This is a genomic window from Planktothrix serta PCC 8927 (genome assembly GCF_900010725.2).
GTDB classification, from domain to species: Bacteria; Cyanobacteriota; Cyanobacteriia; order Cyanobacteriales; family Microcoleaceae; genus Planktothrix; species Planktothrix serta.
In genome coordinates this window covers 59,084-81,597 of sequence record NZ_LR734839.1, presented here as the reverse complement: position 1 = coordinate 81,597, position 22,514 = coordinate 59,084, and the positions used below count along the sequence as shown (strand labels likewise).

The following is a 22,514-nucleotide window of genomic DNA, read 5'->3' as shown; positions in this document are numbered from 1 at the left end:
TCAAATATGAATTTAACTCCTGATAGTAAAGTGATTGTACAGGGTACAACGATCTCGCCCTCCTTGGCTCATGCTGTGGTGCAGATGAAAACTTATGGGACTGGTATTGTCGCCTGTGTTAGTCCGGGTCAAGGAGGACAGGAGTTAAGTGGAATTCCGGTTTTTGATTTGGTTGAACAAGTGATTACGAATGTGGGCGAAATTGATATTAGTGTGATTTTTGTTCATCCTTATAAGGTTTTGGATGCGGCATTAGAGGCGATCGCGGCGGGTATTCGTCAGTTAATTATTGTCACCGAAGGTATGCCTCCTTTGGATATGGTGCGTTTGGTTCGGAAGGCGGAAATTACAGAAACTTTAGTGGTTGGCCCTAATTGTTCGGGGATTATTATCCCGGATAAATTGTTATTAGGAACTCATCCTAGTGAATTTTATAAACCTGGAAATGTGGGGTTATTAAGTCGGAGTAGTACCCTAACTTATGAGGTGGCGGCGGAATTAACCCAAGCGGGATTAGGTGAATCTGTTGCTGTTAGTATTGGTAGTGATTTTATTGTGGGTTCTTCTTTCCTGCAATGGTTGGAAATTTTAGATGAAGATGAAAATACGGATGTGATTGTTTTAGTGGGAGAAATGGGGGGAACTAGCGAAGAAGAAGCGGCTTCTTATATTGCCGAAGCGATCGATAAACCTGTTGTTGCTTATATTGCTGGGTTGCACGCTCCAGCTACTAAACTATTAGGTCATGCTAGTTTATTAATGACGTCAAAAGTTGTTACGAATATGGTGGATGCGGGAACGGTTGAAAGTAAAATTTCTGCGTTTAAAACGGCTGAAGTTCTCGTCGCTGAACGTCCTTCTGAAATTCCAATATTAATTAAAAAAGCCCTAAAAAGACGGAAAAAATAACCGATTTTATCCGTAGGAAAAAGGTCGAGTTAATCTCTGTCAACTCCTCGCTCCTAGAGATTAATGATTCAGGGATCAAATATTCTTATTCCTTTTTGATAGCAATCATGGTAATCTAATCTCGTATCTCATCTGTTTAAGAAACTGGCTAAAGATATCTCTTTGCTGAGGTAGAGACGTTATCTAAACCGTCTGTAAACCGATGAAGCGTGTGTGTGAGGAGTTTAAGGATGCGTCAAGTCTGGCGTTGGGCTACAACGGTAACAGGTAGTATGGCTCTGATCGTGGGTATTGGATTAACTCAAGCTCTCCCCTCGTTAGGAACTGCTTCTGAATTCTATGGTGCTGATTCCTTAAAAGAATTAATTACCTTGCGCGATCGCTTAATTCAAGAGTTAGAAACGCCACCAAAAAATCGACCCGAACCTAATTTTTTTAATTCTTTATTTGCCGACCCCTTGCAATTTGAACCCAATGAAACGATATTACAGAAATTAAAAATTGTTGAAGTTCAAATTTTAGTTGAAGAACGAGCCGAGGATAATTGGCAACAAGCAATCCGTTTAGCAACCCAAGCTCAAAAAGTCGCTAATCCTAATGATCCCTCTCCCCAACACCGAAAACAAGTCAAAGAGCTTTGGGAAAAAGCCATTAATAACTTACAGGAAATTTCCCCCCATTCTTTATTAGCGCGTCAAACCTCTAACAAAATTAAAGAATACCAATCTAGCCTATCAGAAATTACGGATGAATTATTGGATGCACGGGGAAAAATATTAGAACAAATTCGTCAAGAAAGCGGGTTAACTCGTCAAGCAATGTTGACAGTTTGTAGCTTAAAACGAGACTGCGTTCATTTACGCGGAAATGAACCTCCAGCTAGTCCTGCTAGTTTAATTAAAGTTCCCGTTGCGATCGCGCTTTTACATAAAACAGCCGAGGAAAAAATTAGTTTAGATCAAAAAGTTCTAGTTGCAGGAGGAAACTTTACAGAAGATGCTTCATCCATTCGCGCTCGTCAATCTTACTCTTTAAAACAATTAATGGGAGAAATGATTGATCACAGTAGTAATATTGCCACCAATCAATTAATTGATTATTTAGGTTCAGATTATATTAATAAGTTTTTAGAATCCCAAGGCTATAAATTCACAAAAGTTAATTTTAAATTAATGGGGGATCATATTATGCCTTGGCGACCGGGAAAAGGCAGAAATCGATTAACCAGTAATGAACTCACGGAAATGATGGTACAGATTTATAATTATGAACAACCCTCCTCCCAAGTATTAATTGATGCGTTAAATCGTCAATATGATCGGGTCATTGGTTATGCTGGTTTACAAGGATTACCTAAAACTCAATGGTTAGGCGAAAAAACAGGTCAAAATTCTAGGGTAATTGGAACAACGGTTGCGGCTCAAATTAATGGGGAAAAATATATTATTACAGCTATTGATAATAACACCGCTAATGTTCCTCAAATTAGTACGTCCGTTCATAAAATAGCAGAATATATTGTTGAAAATGGGCAACTATAATCACTTTGTAGGGTGCGTAAGTGCCAATGCACGCACCTATTGTAAAATTACACTAGGTCTTATTCCTGCTTGTTCTGTACCCATAACGGGATTGAGATTACACAAAACAATATCTCCACGATAAATCTCTACCATTGAATTTCGCCTTTTGCTAAACGATCTTCATAGTCTTCTAAATTTTTGAGGTAGTCCGAAAAATCTGACTCTGAAATCTCCAAATCTTCATTTACAATGGTGTTAAAATTATAAGAGTTGCTGGGAACATTGATCAATAAAAAATCTATAAAATTATTGACCTTATAAACAAGCTCGTCAGGAAGCTGTTTAATTTTAGTGATAGTTTCATCTTGTATACTCATAGCCGATTCTTAAATTTGTTGTTTGCTCAATATTAATATTCTATCATCTGAATCTGTCTATCTCATCGGTTCACTGAATGCTAATGTATAGAGAACAGATTAAGGAGGTGAACAATTGCGGTTAAATACCCGAATACAAGGTCAAGGATTTCCGATTATTTGTTTACATGGACATCCGGGTTCTAGTCACTGTATGTCTGTATTTACAAACCATCTTTCACAACGATATCTCACCCTAGCACCGGACTTAAGAGGGTATGGAAACAGCCACACCCGCCAACGGTTTAAGATGGAAGATCATTTACAAGATTTAGAAACTATTTTCCAAGACTTTAATATTAACCAATGTCTAATTTTAGGATGGTCATTAGGAGGGATTTTAGCCTTGGAATTAGCGTTAAAATTCCCCGAAAAAGTTAAAGGTTTAATCTTAATTGCTTCCGCCGCCAAACCTAGAGGAAATCATCCTCCGATTTCAGGATTAGATTATGTTTATACAGGTTTAGCTGGACTGATTAATTGGATATTTCCGAGTTGGCGATGGAATATTGAAACCTTGGGAAAGCGATCGCTCTTTCGCTATTTAATTCAACAACATCATGCGATCGCTTACCACTATTTAGCACAAGAAGCAGTTCCCGCTTTTATTCAAACATCTGGGTTAGCGACTCAGGCTTTAAATCAAGCGTTAAGATTAAGCTATAATCGTTTAGAACATTTACAACAGATAGACTGTCCTTGTTTAGTTTTAGCCGGAGAATGCGATCGCCATATTACCGCTAAATCCAGTCAAGAAACCTCAGAATATTTATCAAATTCTCAATTTTATTGTTATCCAAATACCGCCCATTTATTTCCTTGGGAAATTCCTCAAACGGTACTCACTGATATTGATAATTGGATGGCTCAATATCCTGAAATTGTTAACAAAAATTAAACTTTTATATAGAACAGGTTTCTGCAATTGTTAGGGTATTGGGTTTACACCGTTTAATCTTAACTTTAATCCCTTGTGCCCCCTCTGCTTCCAGGTCTTCGAGATAACCCGATTCAGAAGCTTGAGCCTGTTGTTGGTTGATAAACGGCCCAAAATAGTAGGTACAGTTTGGGGTTTCTGTCAAAATTTCCACCCAGAAAGCAAACCCAAAAGCGTTAAGCAAGCTAATTAGAAGTTCTTTCATATTGATGATCAATGCTGTAGATTCTGGAGTTGTACGGATAAAATTCTGAAAAGGAATTCTAACTCATTTGTTAGAATTTACGGACTAGGTATAAACTTCAACCTCAGTCTTTAAAACCATTCACAAGAAAAACATGGGAAGGTTGGAAGCCTCGTCTCTTTAGAGCGAGGAGGAAAACCGACTAAGCGCGGTTTTAACCGCCTGAGTTCTTTTAAAATCCATAAGAATAACCATCCTTTTTATGAATTGATTGACAATATTTATGACTAATTCCTGCTACTCTTCCATTTTGAGTAACAATATCAAAACTGCCAGATGCGCGACAAAGAACTCGACCTAAATAAAAGCCTATTTTCTTGCCTTTAGTAACAACAGCTTTAATAATATCGCCCGTCTGAAAGCCTTGATGAATCTGTATTCGTGAGCGATGTCTCGTTGGAAATCCGTATTTGTCTGTACCACACATTTGACGAGTACCACGTCCTGTTGCCTGAATCAATAAAGGTTTATTGGTTAACACCTTTATTGATTCAAGTTTTCCAACACAAGCTGCATCTAACCAATGGGTTTTAGGTAGGTTTAATCGGATTCGGTTAAATTTAGTTAAACCACCGGAACCAGTTGAAACAGGTAAACCTGTTTCTTTTAATCGATTAAACAGTGCCCATCGAGTTGAGTTTACCACAGTANGAAAACGTAGCCGTTAGGCTGAGGCTGGTCAGCTATCTAAAGTTAGAGGCATGAAGCCCCGTCTCTTCAGAGCGGGGTGCTGACATTTGTTATACTCTGTTGTCTTTATTTTTTCAATCAACCGAGCAGAATCTCTATCTTAGGAAATCAGCCTTTGTGCAATGAAGTTTAGCCTTAAACGAATATTTTAATTGATCAGGACATCAGAAAGAGAGTTTACAGGTCGAAGTTCAAAGTGAAACTTTTCCTAAGAAGAGAACAGAACAGTTTTACAGTAAACTGACCTGAAAACTCTATACAGATGAAATCGGGGATCAATGGGGGTTATCCTTGAATAGTTTATCTGAACAATGACAACCTTAAAGCATCCATTTATACATTTTTATCACTAAAATCCAAGGCTTGAAATTGCCTTTGACGATAAATTTCATACAGTGCCATTCCCGTTGCTACGGAAACATTTAAACTGGCGGTTTCTCCTGACAAGGGGATCGACACTAAAACATCACAGTTTTGTTCAATTAAGTGACTTAACCCTTCTCCTTCACTGCCGACAACTAAGGCGATCGCACCCTTAAACTCAACAGTCGATAACGTTTTTTCGGCGGTGGCTAAAGCTCCATAAATCCAAAATCCGGCGGCTTTTAAGTCTTCTAAAGCACGGCTAAGATTAATCACTCTAGCAACAGGAAACGTTTCTAATGAACCCGCCGCAACTTTCATCACCGTTGAGGTGATACCAACAGCACGGCGTTGAGGCACAATTAAACCTTGAGCACCAATGGCTTCTGCTGTGCGAATAATTGCCCCTAAATTGTGGGGATCTTGAATTCCATCAGCAACAATGATCACAGGTTGAGAACTTGCAGCTTTAGCGGTTTCGATTAACTCATTTAGGTCTTTATAGGTATAGGGGGAAATTTGAGCCGCTATGCCTTGATGATTAGCACCTTGGGTGAGTTGATCTAAGCGTTGATATGTAACTTCATCGAGGATTGCACCGTTGGCTTTTGCTGTTTGCAATAATCCGAAAAATCGGGGATCGGATTTGAGTTGAGAAACGACCCAAATTCGACTCAGCGATCGCTCATTTTCTAAAACGGCTTGAACGGTACGTCGCCCATAAATTAATTCATTCTCAACATCAAAGGACTCTACGGGTTCATCTGTAAATTCTGGTTTTCTTTCTTCAATAAATTGCTGACTTTTATAAGAAGAAGGTAAGAAATGTTTGTGTGTCCGAGGTTGACGTTCCCCTACGAACTTACTCGGTTTTTCTCTTGGGGGTTGTTCAGGTTGAGAACGGGAAAAAGATTCATTTCTTTCTCCAGAAAATTTCCGATAGTTATCAGATTGTTCATCCGAAAATCGATAGGATTTTCTATTATCTGAAAATCGAGAAGGCTTTCTATCATCCGAGAATCTAGGGGATTTTCTATTATCTGAAAATCGAGAAGGCTTTCTATCATCCGAGAATCTAGGGGATTTTCTATCATCTGAAAATCGAGAAGACTTTCTCTCATCCGAGAATCGAGAAGGCTTTCTCTCATCTGAAAATCTAGGGGATTTTCTATCATCTGAAAATCGAGAAGACTTTGCCTCATCCGAAAATCTAGGGGATTTTCTATCATCTGAAAATCTAGGAGATTTTTTGTCATCCGAGAATCGGGAAGGCTTTCTCTCATCTGAAAATCTAGGAGATTTTTTGTCATCCGAGAATCGGGAAGACTTACTATTGTCTCGTTCTCCCGATTTAGAATTAAATTTAGACCGACTGGATGGTTTTTTAGACGATCTCGATGGAGAGTTAGAATGATTAAACTTTGGCATAATTCCTTATGAGAATATTTAGAAATGTTGCTGATGAAAGCAAAAGTTAGAAGGGAAAATCAGCGTCTATCTTCTGATGAGAACCCGAATAAAATCTATCCTCAACTCAGCTTTGATTCAAGCTGAATATTTGTTTTGAACCCTATTTAATAGGCTGCACTCTCATTCAATTTAAAGGTGCTTGACTCCCTACACCAGATCTTAACGATAAATTGTTAGAGTGGTAGCTTATGAATGATTATCCTTCTTTAGAATCAAGCTCAAGATAATTAAACAATTCCTCTAAACGTTGCGGATTCGTTAAATACAAATACCCAAATAATGCTTCTAAACTGGTTGCTTGTTGGTAAGTTTGGGGATCGAGTCTTTTGGGATATCCAAAAGCAGCATTTCGACCCCGTTTTAAAACTTCTAATTCAGTTTCGGTGAGGTAAGGTTCTAGCGATCGCAAGTGACGAGCTTGACTTTCTGCACGAACTTGAGCCACGACTAGCTGATGATAAAGATGCGATCGCTTTGGGGGCATCAGATAAAAACTACGGATATACAGTTCAAAAACAGCATCTCCTAAATAGGCCCAAGATGCTGGAGTAATCCGTTGAACTTGTTCTGGTGATAGGCTTTGATGAAGCATTTGATCCAGAGATAGAGACTAACCAGAAATTAACTAGCTAGTCGTTAAAAAGTAGTCGTAAAGATTGTTCGCCCTGATCCCATTGACTCGTTATCCTCGCCGTTATCGGGGTATAGACACAGTACCCAATGGACTCTCGCACCTAGACTAGGCCTTGTTGATTTTCTCGATCGCTTCTTCTACAGATGGCTGTAAGGAGAGAAACTTTTCTAAGCGAACCAATTTAACAGTTTGAGTTACACGAGGATTGGAAACAATCTGTAAGGTTCCTTCGCTATTTTGCGCTTTTTTCACAAGCTGCACTAGCGCCCCTAATCCCGAACTGTCTACAAAATCTATCTGAGAAAGATCCAATATAATGTGCTTGGGGCCTTTTTCAATATATTTACCTACCACCTTGCGAAAGGTGCCTTCTGAGAAAGCATCCATCAGTCCAGTAAGGCGAAAGAGTTGATAGTTATCTTTTACATCCCGTGTACCCCGTAAGCTCACGGTTAAATTAAGTTGCTCAGGAATGATACCCTCCTAACTACATAAAACTTGACATCGCCGATCCAGTATAGGGGCTTTTTAATCAATTGTCTACTGAGTTAGGAGGGAGAGAGTATTTTAAGAGGGTTCTTTCTGTTGTTGCATTGCTTGAACGAAGCGCTCAAACAGATAATCAGCGTCATGGGGGCCAGGACTGGCTTCGGGGTGATATTGAACGGAAAACAAAGGTAAAGTTTTGTGTTTTAATCCCGCAACAGTCCGATCATTGAGGTTGAGGTGAGTAATTTGTACATCCTCAGCAATCGTATCAGGATCAATAGCAAACCCATGATTTTGACTGGTAATTTCCACCTGCTGTTGTGCTAAACCTGCGGGTTGATTTAATCCCCGATGACCAAATTTAAGCTTAAAGGTTTCAGCCCCCAAGGATAAGCCTAAAATTTGATGACCCATACAAATCCCAAACACGGGTTTGTCAGCCTTAACTAAAGCTTTAGTCGTGGTAATTCCTTCGGTAACGGCGGACGGATCACCGGGGCCATTCGACAGGAAAATCCCATCGGGATTATATTTGAGAATCTCTTCCGAGGAAGTATCAGCCGGAACCACAATCACGCGACAGCCATAACTCGCTAACCGTCTGAGGATATTGCGTTTCACCCCAAAGTCTAAAGCTACAACTGTATAACGAGGTTCTTCATCCCGACGAGTGGAGTCACTAAACTCCCAAGCGGTTTCTGTGGGTTCTAACCATTGATATGCTGTTTGGGTTGTGACTTCTTTCACCAAGTTCAACCCGGACATACTAGGCGCTTGTTCGACTAAATTTCGCAGTTCCCCCGGATCTAAAATTTCCGTGGAAATCGCACCATTCATCGCTCCAACGGTGCGAATTTTCCGCGTGAGGGCACGGGTATCAATCCCATAAATACCGGGGATATTATGCTGTTTTAAATAGTCCGGTAAGGACTGAGTAGAACGCCAATTACTCGGACGGGTACAAATATTACGAGCAATAGCCCCTCGGACATGGGGAAAAGCAGATTCTTCATCGTCGGGGTTAACCCCAGTATTGCCCAACTCTGGGTAGGTAAAGGTGACAATCTGTCCACAATAGCTGGGATCAGTCAATACTTCTTGATATCCGGTCATACCCGTATTAAAGACAACTTCCCCAATGACGGTTCCTGGAGCGCCAAATGACCAGCCTGTGTAGGCGGTTCCATCAGCAAGGACAAGTAAAGCAGGTTGTGCAGAGGTCAGGGACATTTAATTTGGTCTACCTTTAATCTGGAATCACCTCAATATTATTCCAGACTTACGCATCAATGCTTTCCCTTGTTGTTATTACATGACTTTAGGGAATAGGGAATTACGAATTACGAATTACGAATTACGAATGGGCAATAGGCAATAGGCAATAGGGAACAGAGGGAAATTGAACCGACTTCCTAATAACTAATTTGTAGGGTGACGGAAGCTCTAACTTGTTGTTCACCTCCGACAACGGGAGTCGGTGGGGCTGCTGCTACCATCGCATCTGCTTTATACATGACAGGCATGGGGACTGGGGGACTGGCATTATTGATTTGAATACCGATAATTTCTCGGCGGGTTAAATTTAAAGCCCCTAAAACGGCATTGGCTTGACGTTCGGCTTCTTGGGTAGCAAGTTTTAAAGCTTGTTGTTGAGCGGCGTTAATTTCAGCGTCAGAAGCGACAAAACTCACCCCATCAATACGGGTCGCCCCGGCTTTAACAGCATCATCTAATAAACTTCCGACGTTTTCGGTTTTTAATTTGAAACTGACGGTATTGGTGGCAGAATAGCCTGTTAAGCGTTGTTGATTGTTGGTATAACTGTAGGTGGGGTTGAGGCGAATTCCGGTAGTTTCCAGTTTCTCAACATTGCGCGATCGCAGTAATTCTATCACCGCATTCGTTCGTCTGGCAGCTTCTGTTTGCACTTCTTCGGCGGTTTTCCCCAAGACTTCAACCCCTAACTGAACTTGGGTTTGGGTGGTTGGGATCGTCACAACACCTTCACCACTAACTGTTAAGGTTCTGATCCGTTGTTCTTGGGCAAAAACGGGAGCAATTAAGGGGATGCTGACTAATCCTAAACTTAAGGATAACGCAGTAATCAGACTCCAAGGATTAATCGGACAAGAGGATTGAGTTAAGGACATTTTGGACGTTCTCTCAAGTGCGAAAGGGGTATAACCATTAGGATATTAACTAAATAATGTAGAAGTTGTTTTTATCCTGGCTGTTCCTCTGTTTCGTTAAATTATCCTAAAATTCGGGATAATTTGGGTTAAAAGTCGCCTTTAGCCTCAATCTGGATTTATAGCATTCTTCAAAAATTTGTTAGGTTTAGGAACATTAAATTTTTGAGATCACAGAAAAAACAGTAGCCAGTTAGAGAGCGATCGCGTTACAATCAATACGGTTTGAAACCCCTTTTATAGGCATCTGTAACTAATCTTAGATCAATCGGTATGACTCCACTCAAAAATTACTACAGTACATTACAAGTTAACCCCACATCGACAGCCGGAGAAATCAAACAAGCCTATCGTCGATTAGCGAAAATCTTTCATCCTGATAGCCAAACACAATCGGCAGATCATGACCGAATTATTCAGATTAATGCGGCTTATGAAGTATTAAGTGATCCCCAAAAACGTCAATCCTATGATCGACAACTTTCTTCAGCAACAAATTCTGATTCTGATTCAGGAAAACCCTATGTTTATAAACCGCAACAAAAAGCAACAGACGCCGATGCCGAATTAACCCTCTGGATTAATAAAGTTTATAAACCCATTAATCGCTCCATTAATCAAATTTTAAAACCCTTAAAATCGGAAGTCGATAAATTATCCGCCGATCCCTTTGATGATGAATTAATGGAAGCCTTTCAAACCTATATTGAAATTTGTCGAAACGCTCTCCATCAAGCCCAAAAATTATTCCGTTCTTACCGAAATCCGTCTCCTTTTGCAGGAGTTGCAGCCCATCTTTATTATACCCTAAATCATTTAGATGACGGACTTAATGAATTAGAAACCTTTACCCTCAATTATGATGATTCTTCCCTCCACACAGGTCAAGAATTCTTTAGAATTGCCTCTCGTTTACGTCGAGAAGCACAGGAAGAAATGAAAAAGATTTCCTAGTATATAAAAAAAGTGTTATAGTTTAACCAATATTTTGAGCTTATTGCAACCGTTATGAATACAATAATTTCTTTACCGAATCCCCTAGAATTGCAAATCGACTTAACTGATGAACAGTATTTTCAACTTTGTCAAAATAATCGATACTATAAATTTGAACGATCGGCAACAGGAGAATTAATTATTATGTCACCAACAGGAGGTGAAACCGGAAATCGAAACTTCAACTTAGCCGGAGAATTAGCAATTTGGAATAAACAAACAAAACTGGGATTAGCATTTGATTCTTCAACGGGTTTTAAACTACCAAATGGTGCAGATCGAGCACCGGATCTGTCTTGGGTTAAACTAGAACGATGGAATGGGTTAACTTCTGAACAAAAAAAGAAATTTTTGCCTCTGTGTCCCGATTTTGTAATTGAATTACGTTCAGAAACCGATACTCTCAAAACCCTCAGAAACAAAATGCAAGAGTATCTGGAAAATGGGACTCAACTCGGTTGGTTAATAGACCCTCAAAATCAGCGCGTAGAAATCTATCGTTTCGGGAAAGAAGTAGAAATTTTACAATCTCCTGTTAATATATCCGGGGAAGATGTGCTTCCGGGGTTTGTATTAGATTTACAAGAAATTTGGAATGTGGGTTAAAATATATAAATACTAAAATTGCTATAATTTAAACAAAACTTTAGTAACAACCATGAGTATGTTAGTCTCAGATGAAATTATACAAGCCAGTGGCTTATCAGAACAGGAACTTTTATTGGAAATTGTGATAATGCTGTTCCAAAAAGACAAAATTAGCTTAGGAAAAGCAAGTGAATTGCTCGGAATACATCGAATGCAATTTCAGAAATTACTGGCTGATCGGGGTCTTTGTGTTCATTATGATATAGCTGAATTTCAAGAAGATCTCAAAACATTGCAGGAAGTTGGTTCATATTCATCGTAGGGGCGAGGCGCGCCCAAAGCGTGTTAACTTAAGTCATAATGCCCTGAACTAAAGTTCGGGCTGAAAGCTGAAGTCATCTAAAGATGACTAAGAGCATTTTTCATTAACCCGTTTTAACGGGTTTGGGCTTTGAGCCTGTTCGCGCAGCGTTGCGTAGCAATAATTTATTTCAAGGCTTTTAGCGTTAAGTTGACGGACTTTGGACGCGCCCATTAGTGTCAACTTAACGCTAGAAGTAGGCGCTCAAACCCGAATTCACGCGCTATCTGATTCCCAGTCAATGATCCCCCCTAACCCCCCTTAACAAGGGGGGAACAGGAGATCCAAGTCCCCCTTTTTAAGGGGGATTTAGGGGGATCTAATCTCGGCTATAATCAGAGGTTTTCGGCTTAAGTTGACACTAATGGGACGCGCCTCGCCCCTACAGGATAATCGGATAATTGAAGTATTTTTATGCTCCAAGGCGATCGCAGTATTCTACAAAAAAGCTTAGAATAAATTAACATAACTTAACAACAGCAATCTGGCTTGCATTTTATGGAATGTGTGATCACTCGTCGGGCGCAATTTTCCGCCAGTCATCGGTATTGGTTCCCCGAATTGAGCACCACCGAGAACATTGAGCGGTTTGGCCCCACATCCCGCAGCCCTGGACACGGACATAACTATGTTCTATTTGTGTCAATGGTGGGAGAACTCGATGAATATGGTATGGTGCTTAACCTCTCGGATGTCAAACACACCCTGAAACAGGAAGTTACCGACCATTTAGACTTTTCCCATCTCAATGATGTTTGGCCGGAATTTCAGCAAACCCTACCAACAACAGAAGCTCTAGCACGGGTAATTTGGCATCGGTTAGCCCCCCATCTTCCCCTAACGAATATTCAACTATTTGAACATCCTGAACTCTGGGCAGATTATCAAGGAAACGGAATGGAAGCTTATCTAACAATTAGTACACATTTTAGCGCCGCCCATCGGCTGGCTCATCCTAACCTCAGTTTTGAGGAAAATTGCGAAATTTATGGCAAATGTGCTCGCCCTAACGGTCATGGTCATAATTATCATTTAGAAGTTACAGTCAAAGGGGAAATTGATCCTCGCACGGGAATGATTGTAGACTTAGAAGGGTTACAAAAAGCCATTGATGATTATGTGGTAGAACCCTTTGATCACACCTTTTTAAATAAAGATATTTCCCATTTTGCTAAAGTTGTGCCAACGGCTGAAAATATTGCGGTTCATATTCGAGATTTATTGCAAAACCCCATTCAAGAATTAGGGGCAAAACTGCATAAAGTTAAATTGATTGAAAGTCCGAATAATTCCTGTGAAGTCTATTGTACAAATCCAGAATCTGAGTCTAAAACACTTCAAGTCAAACAACCTGTCTTAGCTAAGGTTTAATCAGGGGGTTGAAAACTCAAGAAACCCGGTTTCTAGTCATCATCTCTTGGGAAAATCAGGAGTTTTGGTCAAGAAACCCGGTTTCTGTATCAGTCCTAAAATCCTGACAAAGCTCTGTCAATTCGTAATATAGACTAGCACACCCAAATTCCACATCCCTTTCCTTTTGTTGAGTTTTGTAAAGGGTTGGCAAAACTTTCACCCCACACGAGTTGACACCTATGCGGTTATCGACAGTTACCTTTTTAACCTTAGCGGCTCTTGTTGCTCAAGACTCATCAACTGAGGCGAGTCCTATTCCTAATCAGGCGACAAGTGCTTTACCTAATGCTTCCGAGTCGAGTCAAGCTGCTAATCCGGTCGAGATGATGGCATTAACTCCTAGTTTAGCAGTTAGTATTCCCGAAATGATCACAAGTCCGTCTTTTTCCTCAACGGAATCTTCCTCAGAAAAACTCGCGTCTTTATCGATTACAAATGCACTCGATCAAACCTGGTTAGCAGAATTAGTTAAAATCAGTCAAGGAGAAGACCAAAGCCAGATAAAAACATCCCTTTCTGTTGCCCAAATTGGCACTTCTTCGGCGTTAAATTATGAATTTAGTCAAACCATTACCTTACTCAATACGTTATTAATTGTTGCTACTTTAGTTCCCAGTATAACGATTTTATTCTTTTGGTTAGTACGTCGTTTGATTGTTAAAGAGATTGTGTTTCAAGCTCAGAAACAATTAAATCGAATTGATAATTTAGAGGGGCAATTAAAAGCTTCCAAACAACGTTATCAACAGTTAATTAAAGAATTAGAGTTACAAGTTGGAGCAATACAAGAATCGATTAATTTTTTAAATCGAGAAGCTCAACTTTCTAAATCTTCTATTGAACAGGTAGAAACCCTCAAATCTCAATTTGTATTACGGTTACAGGGAATGATTTCTGAAGTTCAAGATCTCAAAGAGCAAGCTTTAAAAGAATTACAGGAAAAAACAACAGAAACAAAACAATCTATTTTTCCCTTACTCGCTGAAACTTCCGTTTCGTTGAATGGTTTATCTCCATCTTCCCATTCAACAGAATCTTTACCTAAAAAATTAGTTGATTCTACTGTTGTCCCGACAATAAAACCCCCTCAATCTTCTGAATCTATGATTGCGGATGATTATTTGAAGAAAGGAGAAGCTTTCTTGATCGAAGGTCAGTTTAAGGAAGCATTAAATTGTTTAGAGCAAGCCATTAAAACGAATTCCAAGTTAGAGGAAGCCTGGTTTAAAAAAGCAACGATTTTAGCTCGATTACAACGGTACAATGAAGCTTTGATTGCTTATGATCAATATCTGAATTTACAACCTCAAAAATATGAAGGTTGGTATAATCGAGGCAATGTTTTAGTTCGCTTACAACGCTATGCAGAAGCGATTGAATCCTATGATAAAGCGATTAGTATTAAACCCAATGATTATGAATCTTGGCATAATCGAGGGGCATTATTGAGAAAGTTTAAACGGTTTGATGAAGCCTTAGAATCCTATAATAAAGCTTTAGAAATTGCTCCCGATAAATATGAGACTCTGCACAATCGAGGTAATGTTTTGGCAAGGTTACAACGCCATGAAGAAGCGATCGCTTCCTATCAACAAGCGATTAAACTAAATCCTCAAAAATGGGAATTATGGTCAAATCAGGCGAATGCTTTATCTGCTTTACAACGTTATGAAGAAGCGTTAAAATCAATAGAAACAGCATTAAGTTTAAAACCCAATCATTTTGAATTATTGAAAACCCAAGCCAATCTTTTAGGGAAATTAGGTCAAAATTCCGAAGCTTTAGAATTGTATAAAAAAGCTTTACAAATTAAGCCTGATAGTTATGAAACTTGTTTTGAGTGTGGGGAAACCTTAGTAAAGTTACAACAATATTCAGAAGCTATTACTCTTTATGAACAAGCCATTAACTTAAAACCCGATTCCGCAGCAGTATGGCGTTCTAAGGGGATGTGTTTAGAAAAATTAGAACAATATCCAGAAGCTTTAGCTTCCTATGATGCAGCCCTTTCCTGTCAGTCTGATGATGCAGAAACCTGGCGTTATCGCGGTTCTTTATTATCTAAATTAAAACAATATCCTGAAGCCATTTCATCATTAGGGAAAGCAATTTCCATTCAAAAAGAACTTAGAAATGCCAAAAATCCTACTATTAGTTTATCTTCCCAACCCTCCCCTTAATCATGAGAGGGCTAGGGATAAAGTTAAACATGATTATCACCAATTCTAACAACCGTTGGGTAAAAATCCACTTAAAGGTTTTAGCTCTCCTTAAATTAGATTTAAGTGACTTAATCGGGCTTTAAATCGAGCCGGATTTAAAGAATTAGTGGGTAAAGTTTCCCCTGTTAGAATGATAGTTTTCAAAATGCCAAAATGAACTTCTAATAGATCAAATCTTTGGCGTTCAATCGGAGGACAACCCCATTGAGTTAAACGACGATGACAACGGGGTTGTAGAGTTTGAGAAACAGGAATATAAGAGATTGGCTGGGGTTGAGATGGCATAGATTTAATACAGTGGCTATTCCCCTCAATCATGTCTGTGTAATTTCGGAAACTCTGTGGTAACAATCTCAATGATTCGTGAATTTGATCGGTAAAACCACTGTATTAGATCAAAGTTAGAATGGGGCTAGGATCGGATTACCCAGTGATTAACATCACAACAACCGTGAAATTACCAAGGAATGGGTTGGCGATCGCGCCAAAATCCTCCCGTTGGTGTATCATCGGTGCGTGTCGCTAACCAAACAACCGTATCTGCTCCTTGTTCGGGGGTGCGGGGTGCATTCGGGCCACCCATATCGGTTTTGACCCATCCTGGACAGATAGAATTCACTGTAATCCCGCTTCCTTGGAGTTGAGCCGCTAAAATTGTGGTTAACCCATTTAAGGCGACTTTAGACAGGCGATAGGCGATCGCATCACTTCCCATTGTGCTGAGTTGACCCATTCCCGAAGACAGATTAATAATTCGTCCGCTATTGTGAATTTGCATCAAAGGAATTAACGCTTGACAAACAAGTAAAACTCCATAAACATTGGTTTCCATTGCTAATTGAACTGTTTCTAAATCGGTATTTAAAATATTGTTTTCGGGAGGGTCAGGATAAATTCCAGCATTATTAACAAGAATATCAAGACGACCGAATTCTTGACGAACCCATTCTGCTAACTGTTGACTACTTTGTTTTTCTGTCACTATTAGAGGGGCAGAAATTACATCTAATCCCTGAGATTTAAGGTCTTCAGCCGCTATTTTTCCCTTTTCGGGATCACGACTGGTTAAAATAACTTTAATCGAATGTTGAGCAAGTTGACGACAGGTTTCAAATCCGATTCCTCGATTTGCACCCGTTACAATAGCAATTTTTGACATAATTTTGCTTTCCCAGGAAATTAAACAGATGGGTTAATTTTAAAGCAGAGTTAATCGGTTTTGTCATCTGTCTAAGTAGTCAATCAAAAGTCAAGTTAATAGGGGAGATGAGGAAATATAGCAATCCGTGTAGGATTTGTGAAGAAGTTCTGTAGGGGTAATGTCCTTCCAAACCCAGGCGCAAAGAGGGTTGGGAGACCCAACCCCTACGATAAAATATTACAACCTATTCTATTTAGGATTGCTATATTTTATGAATTCTCAACTCCTGATAAACCGACCCCATACAACCGTTATTTTAGCCATGAGTGCGGATGGTAAAATTTCTGATGAATTGCGATCGCCTGCTCGGTTTGGTTCAGAACAAGATAAACTACATTTAGAACAACAAGTTGCACAAATGGATGGAGTTTTATTCGGTGCTGGAACTTTAAACGCCTATCAAACTACAATCAAAATTACCGATTCTGAATTATTAAAAATCCGAAAACAACAAGGAAAACCACCTCAACCTGTACAAATTGTGGTGTCCACTTCAGGAAAGATTAATCCCGATTTTCGTTTTTTTAAACAACCTGTTCCCCATTGGTTATTAACAACAACGAGAGGTCAAGAATTATGTAAAACAACAGCAGGGTTTGAAAAGATTATCATTGCTGACAATAATTTTAATCAAATTGACTGGGTAATAGCGTTTGAGCAATTACAAAAACTAGGATTAAACCGATTAGGAATATTAGGCGGAGGTCAACTGGTTTCTGCTTTATTAAAACAGAATTTAATTGATGAATTCTGGTTAACAATTTGTCCGTTAATTTTAGCAGGAAAAAATTCACCTACTCCCGCCGATGGAGATGGATTTTTATCCTCTATTGCTCCCCGTTTAAAATTATTAGAAGTTAAAACCGTTGGTCAGGAAGTGTTTTTACATTATCAAGTGAGTTACACTACCCTACAGGAATAATGCGTCCCTAATCATTTTTGAGACAACATGGTGAAACCCTTAACATCCTCTTATTCTACCCGTTGGATTAATACGGTTGCCGAAGTCCCTCAGACGGCGTGGGATGCCCTTGCTCAACCCTTAATCACGCCCTTTTTTGAGTGGGATTGGTTGCATAATATTGAATCATCAGGAAGTGCTACTGGACGCACAGGTTGGCTACCCCATCATTTAACAGTATGGCGGGATCAACAATTAGTTGGAATTGCACCTTTATATGTTAAAGGGCATAGTCGAGGGGAATTTGTGTTTGATAATCAATGGGCGGATGTTGCTCATCAATTAGGAATTGAATATTATCCCAAACTATTAGGAATGTCGCCCTTTACTCCCGCCGAAGGCTATCGATTTCTGATTGCACCGGGGGAAAATGAAGAAGAAATTACGGGTTTAATGGTGCATTCTATTGATCAATTTTGCCTTGAAAATAAAATCTCAGGGTGTAATTTTCTCTATGTTGATCCAGAGTGGAAACCGATGTTAGAAAAGTTAGGTTTTGCCTGTTGGTTGCATCATAGTTATATTTGGCAAAATCAAGGATATCAAACTTTTGATGATTATTTAAAGGGTTTTAATGCCAATCAGAGGCGCAATATTAAACGGGAACGTAAAGCAGTTACCCAAGCAGGATTACAACTTCAAACCCTTACAGGAGAGGAAATTCCTAAAGCCTTTTTTCCTCAAATGTATCACTTTTATGCGAGTACCTGTGATAAGTTTGGTTGGTGGGGTAGTAAATATTTAACTCGTAAGTTTTTTGAACAATTACATCATAATTATCGCCATCGAGTGGTATTTGTAGCGGCTTATGATGATACTAATCAACACCAACCTGTGGGAATGTCTTTTTGTTTAACAAAAAGCGATCGCTTATATGGTCGTTATTGGGGAAGTGTTCAAGATATTGATTGTTTACATTTTGATGCTTGTTATTATTCTCCGATAGAATGGGCAATTAATAACGGGATTTCTATGTTTGATCCGGGTGCTGGAGGGCGACATAAAAAACGTCGAGGTTTTCCAGCTACACCAAATTATAGTTTACATCGATTCTATGATCAACGTTTGTCTAAGATTTTGCGATCTTATATTGGGAAAATTAACGATATGGAACAACAAGAAATTGATTATATGAATCAGGATTTACCTTTTAGTCAATAGAAACCGGGTTTCTTAATTGAGCTTTCTGTTAGTAGCAAAGGTTAACACAGAAACCCGGTTTCTTGGAGGTGTGGGTGGGGGTCAGAAACCGGGTTTCTTAATTGAGCTTTCTGTTAGTAGCAAAAGTTAACACAGAAACCCGGTTTCTTGGAGGTGTGGGTGGGGGTCAGAAACCGGGTTTCTTAATTGCGCTTTTTGTTAATAGCAAAAGTTAACGCAGAAACCCGGTTTCGGGATGGATTTGCGATCGCATTTATCCTCAAACGCAACTCCCGCCCCTTAATCTCCTAGGGTCAGAATATCTACACCTGTTTCTGTCACCGCAACGGTGTGTTCAAACTGAGCGGATAGTTTTTTATCACGAGTGATGGCTGTCCAACCATCGTCTAATACTTTAGCTTCCCAGGTGCCTTCATTAATCATCGGTTCAATGGTAAACACCATCCCTGGACGTAGACGTTTTCCTTTTCCCCGTTCTCCGTAGTGGGGAATTTGAGGCGCTGTGTGAAATACCGTATTTACCCCATGACCGACGAAATCGCGGACTACAGAAAATCCATGACCTTCAGCATATTCTTGAATCGCCGCCCCAATATCGCCAATGCGTCCATTGGGTTTAACGGCTTCAATGGCGAGTCTTAAACATTCTTCTGTGACTTCGACTAATTTTTGAGCCAGGGGGGAGGGTGTACCGACAAAAAAAGTGCGAGAGACGTCACCATAATAACCATCGAGGATAGGGGTGACATCCACATTGATAATATCCCCCTCCTTGAGAATCTGTTTGGCGTTAGGGATACCGTGACAGATGACTTCATTAACGCTGGTACAGATGGATTTTGGAAATCCATGATAACCCAGGGGAGCACTACGAGCGCCGTGTTCCTGTGTCCAGCGTTCCGCTTCATCGTTGAGTTCGAGGGTACTCACCCCTGGTTTAATCATCGGTTCAAGATGATTTAATAGTTGTGCCGCCAGACGTCCTGCTTGACGCATTTTTTCTATTTCTCGGCGGGATAAAAGAACAATTGTGTCACTTCCCATTTGTTTGTTAAAAATCTGAATGTATCTCGCAAGTTGTCAGCCTTTCTACTAAAGTATCACAATTAGTTAGCTAAATTGTGGTTATTTTTTAGCTTTTCAAAGATGCAATTGTTAAACAAGCCCAACCGCAAATTAAAGCGATCCCCCCAATGGGAGTAATCATTCCCAGCCATCCCATTCCTGTCAGACTCAACGCATATAGGCTTCCTGAAAATAATCCTATTCCGGTGATGAATGCCCAACCTGCTGCAATTAGCCAAGGTTGAGGGGTTTCTGAACGATTGAATAATATTCCAACGAATAATAAGGCTAAAGCATGATACATCTGATACCGAGTAGCCGTTGTAAAAATTTCTAATAAAGGAGGGGTTAATTGTCCTTTCAAATAATGGGAACCAAACGCCCCAGCCATTACTGATAATCCACCGAAAATTGAGGCTATTACTAAAAACAATTTAGACATATTATAGCGTTTTAAAATAACAATTAATTCGTAATTCGTAATTCGTAATTCCCTGTTCCCTGTTCCCTTCAAACCTGAAAATGATAAATAATTTCACCATTTGATTTTTCTTCAAATGTTCCCTTTAATTCCTGAGTTTTTTGATCTAAAAAAGCTTTAGCTTCCAGTTGAGATAAATGGGTATATTGAGCTAATTTTTGCACCGTTATTTCGCCTTGTTGCAGTTCAATTAAATGTAAAAATATAGAACGAATGCGTCGAGAACGAGCTTGATTTTTTTTGCGACGTTCTTGATACCAATCCCAGGCGACCCATCCTCCTATTCCTAATGAGGGTAAACCTAAGATTAATCCCCCTAAAATAATACTGAGTTTGCTATCAGCCGTTGAATGAGGATTGATCAATTCAGTTGCGATCGCCAACATACAACCCATGCCAACCGGAACTAATAAACTAGCGGTAATTACCTTCAGGAACTGCATCGTTTTTCCTCCCCAGGAGAAAGAACAGAACACTGATCAAAGCAACAGTAACAGGGGAAGACACAGACACAATAGTTTGCGTTTTCATCTCCCGCCTGCCTACCCGATGCTAAGAGCGTGTAGCTTCAATTAAACGTGAATAGTAGAAGCGTGTACCAATCATGGCTTGTCGTTGAACCCTGAAACCATTATCACTAAAAATTTTAACAATATCTTCCTCTCGATGTTGGTAAGCACGAGTCGTTTTGCTCGGCCCTGGAAATAATTCCCCAACTTTTTTGAGAAGACTTAATGCTAAGGTTTTGGGAGCAAAACTCAAAATCAAACGAGATTCTGCTAAGGAACACAGATGAGAAATCATCTCAGCGATTTGATCTTGAGGATAATGAATCAAGACATCCAAACAAATAACGGTATGATACCGACCTTGTAGGGTTGCTAAATCTTGAGCCGTAAAGGTGAGTTTTTGGATAACGCCGGGGAGGTTTTTAGCTCGTTCATAAGCTTCCTCAACCATTTTTTCAGAAATATCACTCCCATAAACAACGGCTCCGGCTTCTGCTAAGGGAATACTCAGACTACCTACGCCACATCCCGCATCACAGATGGTTAAACCCGGTAGATTGTTATCGGCTGTCAACCAATCTATAACTTGATCAACGGTTTTTTGATGTCCTTGACGGATATCCAGTTGAACTTTATTAACTTGACCGTTACCGTAGATTCGTCGCCACCGATCAAATCCTGTGCTATTAAAATAATCACGAACTACGGTTTTCTCGTCTGCTACACTCATGGGTTTGTTTGAAATTAATTCCGTCCAAACCTTTATTGTAAGGTATAAGAGTTGGCTGTTGGCTGTTGTTTGTTGGCTGTCAACGGTCAACGGTCAACGGTCAACCATCAACACCTTACTTAACACGAACTTCGATGACTGTGCCATTAAAGTTGTATTCTTTGCCATCGAGTTCAACGGTGGTACCGACTTTGATTTTGATATTGCCTAAGACGGGGCCATTTTCGGTAATTTGACCTTTTCCTTCTAAACTTAAAAGCAGATTATTGTTAAACAGGATATCGGCGGTAGGGTCAGGAAGCGGTTTGAGCGTACCATTGGGTTGAGTGACCGGAATAATTCTCGGTAAAAATTCTATCTTGTTCAGGGTGACTTGACCGTAGGGTTGATTGCGAATAATTAAGTTAGTTTTTTCTCCCGGTTTAAATAATTCTTTAGCGTTACGGCTTTTGAGTCCCACCACCAGAACATCCACTTCCACAGGACGGGTAGTGACACCGACTTGAGCAACGGAACCCGATGTACCTGGATAGAAGAAAATCCCAAAAATTACCAGTAAAATAACCAAAGCCGCGCCAAAATCGAGAATGCTAATTTTACCAAAAAGACGGCCTTGAGAATCTAAAATTTTCATAAGATATAAAATTGCGATTTTTAGGAAATGGGACAGAAAAACTCCAAGGAACAATCACCCGGAAAACGACCCGGATCAAAGATGACCCTCAAAAATTTTAAATCTAAAGGCGTTAAGAAGCCAAAATAGAAGTAAAGATTCTTTCCTTTTCCCTACTTCGGGTTCCCTGTTCCCTGCTATAGCTGCAAAATTGGATCAGACATCCACTGAAAATACCAATATGCTGGTAGTAAGAGTGGGTGTTACCCCCCAGGTATCCCAATCCGTATCTTAGATCGTTTGCGGAGCCTCCACAAAACCGAGTGCCAAACCTGATTCCAGCTAGCCC

25 protein-coding genes and 1 pseudogene are annotated in these 22,514 nt (G+C 39.8%); 10 read left to right on the top strand and 16 right to left on the bottom strand.

Translation table 11 applies throughout. The annotated features are described in order from the left end of the window. Positions 1-6: 6 nt before the first annotated feature. On the top strand, positions 7-909 hold the full coding sequence (locus PL8927_RS04780; RefSeq protein ID WP_083618160.1) for a succinate--CoA ligase subunit alpha: 903 nt from the start codon (positions 7-9) through the stop codon (positions 907-909). A gap of 230 nt (positions 910-1,139) precedes the next feature. Next, positions 1,140-2,450: a serine hydrolase gene (locus tag PL8927_RS04775; protein WP_083618158.1), complete on the top strand. Its 1,311-nt coding sequence runs from the start codon at positions 1,140-1,142 to the stop codon at positions 2,448-2,450. Positions 2,451-2,486: 36 nt separating this feature from the next. Here PL8927_RS04775 and PL8927_RS04770 read toward each other — a convergent pair whose 3' ends face one another. Both PL8927_RS04770 and PL8927_RS04765 read right to left on the bottom strand, forming a co-directional pair. Beyond that, entirely contained in the window at positions 2,487-2,585 is a 99-nt protein-coding gene (locus PL8927_RS04770) for a type II toxin-antitoxin system PemK/MazF family toxin (RefSeq protein ID WP_231505914.1), read from the bottom strand. Beyond that, positions 2,579-2,809: a hypothetical protein gene (locus PL8927_RS04765; protein WP_083618156.1), complete on the bottom strand. Its 231-nt coding sequence runs from the start codon at positions 2,807-2,809 to the stop codon at positions 2,579-2,581. Before PL8927_RS04765 ends, PL8927_RS04770 begins: the two co-directional genes overlap by 7 nt. Positions 2,810-2,924: 115 nt before the next feature. Here PL8927_RS04765 and PL8927_RS04760 point away from each other — a divergent pair, with 115 nt between their 5' ends. Beyond that, complete coding sequence (locus tag PL8927_RS04760) at positions 2,925-3,746, top strand: alpha/beta fold hydrolase (RefSeq protein WP_231505913.1); 822 nt, start codon at positions 2,925-2,927, stop codon at positions 3,744-3,746. Between the two features lie 4 nt (positions 3,747-3,750). Here the strand turns inward: PL8927_RS04760 and PL8927_RS04755 are convergent, their stop codons facing one another. The 7 genes and pseudogenes from PL8927_RS04755 to PL8927_RS04725 all read right to left on the bottom strand — a co-directional run bounded on the left by PL8927_RS04755 (position 3,751) and on the right by PL8927_RS04725 (position 9,825). Then, positions 3,751-3,990 (bottom strand): DUF1816 domain-containing protein, encoded by a 240-nt coding sequence (locus PL8927_RS04755; RefSeq protein WP_083618153.1) that lies wholly within the window; start codon positions 3,988-3,990, stop codon positions 3,751-3,753. A 211-nt stretch (positions 3,991-4,201) separates the two neighbouring features. After that, positions 4,202-4,666, bottom strand: a pseudogene (locus tag PL8927_RS04750) (RNA-guided endonuclease IscB); the annotation flags it as partial. 386 nt (positions 4,667-5,052) lie between these two features. Beyond that, positions 5,053-6,510 carry a 23S rRNA (guanosine(2251)-2'-O)-methyltransferase RlmB gene (gene rlmB / locus PL8927_RS29235; RefSeq protein WP_083618151.1) on the bottom strand — a complete coding sequence of 486 codons (1,458 nt, stop codon included), beginning with the start codon at positions 6,508-6,510 and terminating at the stop codon, positions 5,053-5,055. Positions 6,511-6,748: 238 nt separating this feature from the next. Beyond that, positions 6,749-7,144 (bottom strand): Mini-ribonuclease 3, encoded by a 396-nt coding sequence (locus tag PL8927_RS04740; protein ID WP_083618148.1) that lies wholly within the window; start codon positions 7,142-7,144, stop codon positions 6,749-6,751. Between the two features lie 147 nt (positions 7,145-7,291). Beyond that, the gene (locus PL8927_RS04735; protein WP_083618146.1) at positions 7,292-7,660 is read right to left on the bottom strand and encodes an STAS domain-containing protein; all 369 of its coding nucleotides are present in this window, start codon (positions 7,658-7,660) and stop codon (positions 7,292-7,294) included. A 93-nt stretch (positions 7,661-7,753) separates the two neighbouring features. Continuing rightward, positions 7,754-8,905, bottom strand: a complete 1,152-nt coding sequence (gene carA, locus PL8927_RS04730; RefSeq protein ID WP_083618144.1) for a glutamine-hydrolyzing carbamoyl-phosphate synthase small subunit — start codon at positions 8,903-8,905, stop codon at positions 7,754-7,756. A gap of 182 nt (positions 8,906-9,087) precedes the next feature. Next, positions 9,088-9,825 carry an SIMPL domain-containing protein gene (locus tag PL8927_RS04725; RefSeq protein WP_083618142.1) on the bottom strand — a complete coding sequence of 246 codons (738 nt, stop codon included), beginning with the start codon at positions 9,823-9,825 and terminating at the stop codon, positions 9,088-9,090. 312 nt (positions 9,826-10,137) lie between these two features. On the opposite strand from PL8927_RS04725, the gene PL8927_RS04720 reads away from it, so the two are divergent. From PL8927_RS04720 to PL8927_RS04700, 5 genes are all read left to right on the top strand, one after another. Further along, entirely contained in the window at positions 10,138-10,818 is a 681-nt protein-coding gene (locus PL8927_RS04720) for a J domain-containing protein (RefSeq protein WP_083618141.1), read from the top strand. A gap of 54 nt (positions 10,819-10,872) precedes the next feature. Next, positions 10,873-11,466, top strand: coding sequence for a Uma2 family endonuclease (locus PL8927_RS04715; RefSeq protein WP_083618139.1), 594 nt, complete (start codon positions 10,873-10,875; stop codon positions 11,464-11,466). 52 nt (positions 11,467-11,518) lie between these two features. Further along, positions 11,519-11,770: a UPF0175 family protein gene (locus PL8927_RS04710; RefSeq protein ID WP_083618135.1), complete on the top strand. Its 252-nt coding sequence runs from the start codon at positions 11,519-11,521 to the stop codon at positions 11,768-11,770. Between the two features lie 537 nt (positions 11,771-12,307). Next, positions 12,308-13,180 carry a 6-carboxytetrahydropterin synthase gene (locus PL8927_RS04705; RefSeq protein ID WP_083618132.1) on the top strand — a complete coding sequence of 291 codons (873 nt, stop codon included), beginning with the start codon at positions 12,308-12,310 and terminating at the stop codon, positions 13,178-13,180. 221 nt (positions 13,181-13,401) lie between these two features. Continuing rightward, positions 13,402-15,402: a tetratricopeptide repeat protein gene (locus PL8927_RS04700; protein WP_083618129.1), complete on the top strand. Its 2,001-nt coding sequence runs from the start codon at positions 13,402-13,404 to the stop codon at positions 15,400-15,402. 90 nt (positions 15,403-15,492) lie between these two features. Here PL8927_RS04700 and PL8927_RS04695 read toward each other — a convergent pair whose 3' ends face one another. Together PL8927_RS04695 and PL8927_RS04690 are read right to left on the bottom strand one after the other, a co-directional pair. Then, positions 15,493-15,729, bottom strand: coding sequence for a hypothetical protein (locus tag PL8927_RS04695; RefSeq protein WP_083618127.1), 237 nt, complete (start codon positions 15,727-15,729; stop codon positions 15,493-15,495). Positions 15,730-15,901: 172 nt separating this feature from the next. Beyond that, complete coding sequence (locus tag PL8927_RS04690) at positions 15,902-16,603, bottom strand: SDR family oxidoreductase (protein ID WP_083618125.1); 702 nt, start codon at positions 16,601-16,603, stop codon at positions 15,902-15,904. A gap of 253 nt (positions 16,604-16,856) precedes the next feature. On the opposite strand from PL8927_RS04690, the gene PL8927_RS04685 reads away from it, so the two are divergent. Further along, on the top strand, positions 16,857-17,567 hold the full coding sequence (locus PL8927_RS04685) for a RibD family protein (protein WP_083618122.1): 711 nt from the start codon (positions 16,857-16,859) through the stop codon (positions 17,565-17,567). A 27-nt stretch (positions 17,568-17,594) separates the two neighbouring features. Next, complete coding sequence (locus tag PL8927_RS04680; protein ID WP_083618120.1) at positions 17,595-18,767, top strand: GNAT family N-acetyltransferase; 1,173 nt, start codon at positions 17,595-17,597, stop codon at positions 18,765-18,767. 279 nt (positions 18,768-19,046) lie between these two features. Here PL8927_RS04680 and map read toward each other — a convergent pair whose 3' ends face one another. From map to PL8927_RS04655, 5 genes are all read right to left on the bottom strand, one after another. Continuing rightward, complete coding sequence (gene map / locus PL8927_RS04675) at positions 19,047-19,811, bottom strand: type I methionyl aminopeptidase (RefSeq protein ID WP_083618118.1); 765 nt, start codon at positions 19,809-19,811, stop codon at positions 19,047-19,049. A gap of 88 nt (positions 19,812-19,899) precedes the next feature. Further along, on the bottom strand, positions 19,900-20,274 hold the full coding sequence (locus PL8927_RS04670; RefSeq protein WP_083618215.1) for a DUF423 domain-containing protein: 375 nt from the start codon (positions 20,272-20,274) through the stop codon (positions 19,900-19,902). A gap of 68 nt (positions 20,275-20,342) precedes the next feature. Continuing rightward, positions 20,343-20,756, bottom strand: a complete 414-nt coding sequence (locus PL8927_RS04665) for a hypothetical protein (protein ID WP_083618116.1) — start codon at positions 20,754-20,756, stop codon at positions 20,343-20,345. 109 nt (positions 20,757-20,865) lie between these two features. Next, positions 20,866-21,552 (bottom strand): magnesium protoporphyrin IX methyltransferase, encoded by a 687-nt coding sequence (gene bchM / locus PL8927_RS04660; protein ID WP_083618114.1) that lies wholly within the window; start codon positions 21,550-21,552, stop codon positions 20,866-20,868. Positions 21,553-21,667: 115 nt separating this feature from the next. Continuing rightward, the gene (locus tag PL8927_RS04655) at positions 21,668-22,186 is read right to left on the bottom strand and encodes a DUF4330 domain-containing protein (protein ID WP_083618112.1); all 519 of its coding nucleotides are present in this window, start codon (positions 22,184-22,186) and stop codon (positions 21,668-21,670) included. Positions 22,187-22,514 lie beyond the last annotated feature (328 nt).